At 71.0% G+C, this 2,232-nt stretch carries 3 protein-coding genes; 1 reads left to right on the plus strand and 2 read right to left on the minus strand.

Annotated features, from left to right (window positions below):
- Nucleotides 1-154 precede the first annotated feature (154 nt).
- A complete protein-coding gene (locus M529_RS36515; RefSeq protein ID WP_031295016.1) occupies nt 155-1,018 on the plus strand; it encodes an FAD:protein FMN transferase in 864 nt (287 codons plus the stop codon).
- A gap of 164 nt (nt 1,019-1,182) precedes the next feature.
- Here M529_RS36515 and M529_RS36520 read toward each other — a convergent pair whose 3' ends face one another.
- Both M529_RS36520 and M529_RS36525 read right to left on the minus strand, forming a co-directional pair.
- Entirely contained in the window at nt 1,183-1,866 is a 684-nt protein-coding gene (locus M529_RS36520; RefSeq protein ID WP_021318216.1) for a Fe2+-dependent dioxygenase, read from the minus strand.
- An 11-nt stretch (nt 1,867-1,877) separates the two neighbouring features.
- On the minus strand, nt 1,878-2,232 hold a 355-nt coding region (locus tag M529_RS36525), incomplete at its 5' end, for an energy transducer TonB (RefSeq protein ID WP_021318217.1).

Below are 2,232 nucleotides of genomic sequence, written 5' to 3' on the forward strand. Positions count from 1 at the left end.
CCGGCCCGCCGCAGCGCCGCGCGTCTTATGTCACCACGCTGGAAGTGCTGGCGCCCTGAGCGGCATCCGGGTCGCCATTCCGCCCGACCTGCCGCCGGACGCGTTCGACGGACGGCGGCGAAGCGCGGTCATCACTGATCTGGGCGGCCCGACCATGGGGACGAGCTGGTCCGCGCGCATCGTCGACGCGCCCGCGGACGCGCAGGCGGCGATCGAGGGCGTGCTGGACGCGGTGATCGCCCAGATGAGCAACTGGGAGCCGGGGTCGGCGATCAGCCGCTTCAACCGGCATCCGGTCGGCACGTGGATGACGCTGCCTGCCGGCATGATGACGGTGCTGCGCGCCGGGCTGGAGATCGCGCGGCTTTCCGGCGGGGCGTTCGATCCGGCGATCGGGCGGGTGGTGGAGCGCTGGGGATTCCTGCCCCACTCCCCGTCCCCCGACCTGCCGGTCCCCTCCCCCTGGCGGGCGATCGAGGTCGAGGGCGAGCGCGCCCGCCGCATCGCCGACGTGGCGCTCGATTTCTCGGGCATCGCCAAGGGTCATGCGGTCGATGCGGTGGCCGAGGCGCTGCGCGCGCTGGGGGCGCGGCATTTCCTGGTCGAGATCGGCGGCGAACTGCGTGGCGAGGGCGTCAAGCCCGACATCCAGCCCTGGTGGGCCGATGTGGAGGCGCCGCCGGGCCTGGCCGTGCCGGTGCTGCGGGTGGCGCTGTGCGGGCTGTCGGTCGCCACCTCGGGCGACTATCGGCGCTTCCGCATGGCAGGGGACCTGCGGCTGTCGCACAGCATCGACCCCGCCAGCGAGGCGCCGATCGCCAACGCGGTCGCGAGCGTTTCCGTGCTGCACGCAAGCGCCATGCTGGCCGACGCCTGGGCCACCGCGATCACCGTGCTGGGGCCGGACGCGGGCATGGCGCTCGCCACCCGCCACGGGCTCGCCGCCCGGCTGGTGCTGCGGGAGGGGCAGAGCGGGGTGGAATATATGACGCCGGCGCTGGCGGCGATGCTGGGGTGAAGTTCGCCATACGTCCGTGAGCGGATGACGACTTATCTGCGTCATCCCAGCGAAGGCTGGGATCTCTCTTTTCTTTTCATCCCGCTGCGCCAGAACCATAAGAAGCGGGATCCCAGCTTTCGCTGGGATGACGGCGGAGGGTCACATTCCGCCTGCCGCTTGCATCACCCCTCTGCCCAGCGGCGGAGCAGATTGTGATAGACGCCGGTCAGGCGGATCACCTGGTCGTGGCCGTGGCCCAATTCGGATGCGAGCGCCTGGACGCTGCTGTCGAGGTCGAACAGCATCTGCCGCGCGCTGTCGTCGCGGATCATCGACTGGATCCAGAAGAAGCTCGCCACGCGGCGCCCCTGCGTCACCGGCTCGACCCGGTGCAGCGAGGAGGAGGGATAGAGCACCGCATGGCCGGCGGGGAGCTTCACCTGCTGCACGCCGAACAGCGTTTCGACCGTCAGCTCGCCGCCGTCATAGGCGTCCGGTTCCTCCAGGAACACCGTCATCGACAGGTCGGAGCGGACGCGGAAGCCGCTGCCGGCCTGGATGCGCACCGCATTGTCGACATGGGTGCCGAACGCCTGCCCGCCGGCATAGCTGTTGAAGAGCGGCGGAAAGATCTTCGCCGGCAGCGCCGCGGCGATGAACAGCGGCGTGCGGCCGAGCGCGTCGAGGATGATCTGTCCCGCCCGCTTGGCCTCCATTCTTTCCTCGGGCAGTTGCAGGTTGCGCTTGGCGAGCGCGGACTGGTGGCCGGAGGTGACATTGCCGTCGACCCACTCCGCCGCGTCGATGAGCGTGCGGACGGCGGCGAGGTCGTCAGCGCCCAGCAGGTCGGGAATGGCGATCAGCATGGATAAGAAACTCAGGCCTGGAGGACGAAGGGGATTTCGACGACACCCCTGACGCGGACGGGCTGGCCGTCGCGCATCATCGGCTTCCAGCGCCAGCGGCGGACCGCGTCGAGCGCGGCGTCGTCGAGGCGGCGGAAGCCGCTGCTGTGCGAGACGCCGATGGCCTCCACCGCGCCGTCGAGACCGAGGGTGAGCGACAGGACGACGGTCCCCTGCTCGCGCTTGCGGCGGCTTTCGACCGGGTAGCGGGGCGGCTTGCCCGCGACCATCTGCGAGGCGAGATCACCGCCCTGGACGGTGCTGGGCGGCGCGGGCGGCGCGACCACGGGCGCAGGCGGGCCGGGAACGGCGGAGGCGACGGCGACG

This window comes from Sphingobium ummariense RL-3 (assembly GCF_000447205.1).
In the GTDB taxonomy this organism is placed as follows: Bacteria; Pseudomonadota; Alphaproteobacteria; order Sphingomonadales; family Sphingomonadaceae; genus Sphingobium; species Sphingobium ummariense.

Bases quoted from the DNA above. Each gene is read 5' to 3' on its own strand.
- M529_RS36520 (WP_021318216.1), bottom strand. From the start codon at position 1,866: ATGCTGATCGCCATTCCCGACCTGCTGGGCGCTGACGACCTCGCCGCC.
- M529_RS36515 (WP_031295016.1), top strand. From the start codon at position 155: ATGGGGACGAGCTGGTCCGCGCGCATCGTCGACGCGCCCGCGGACGCG.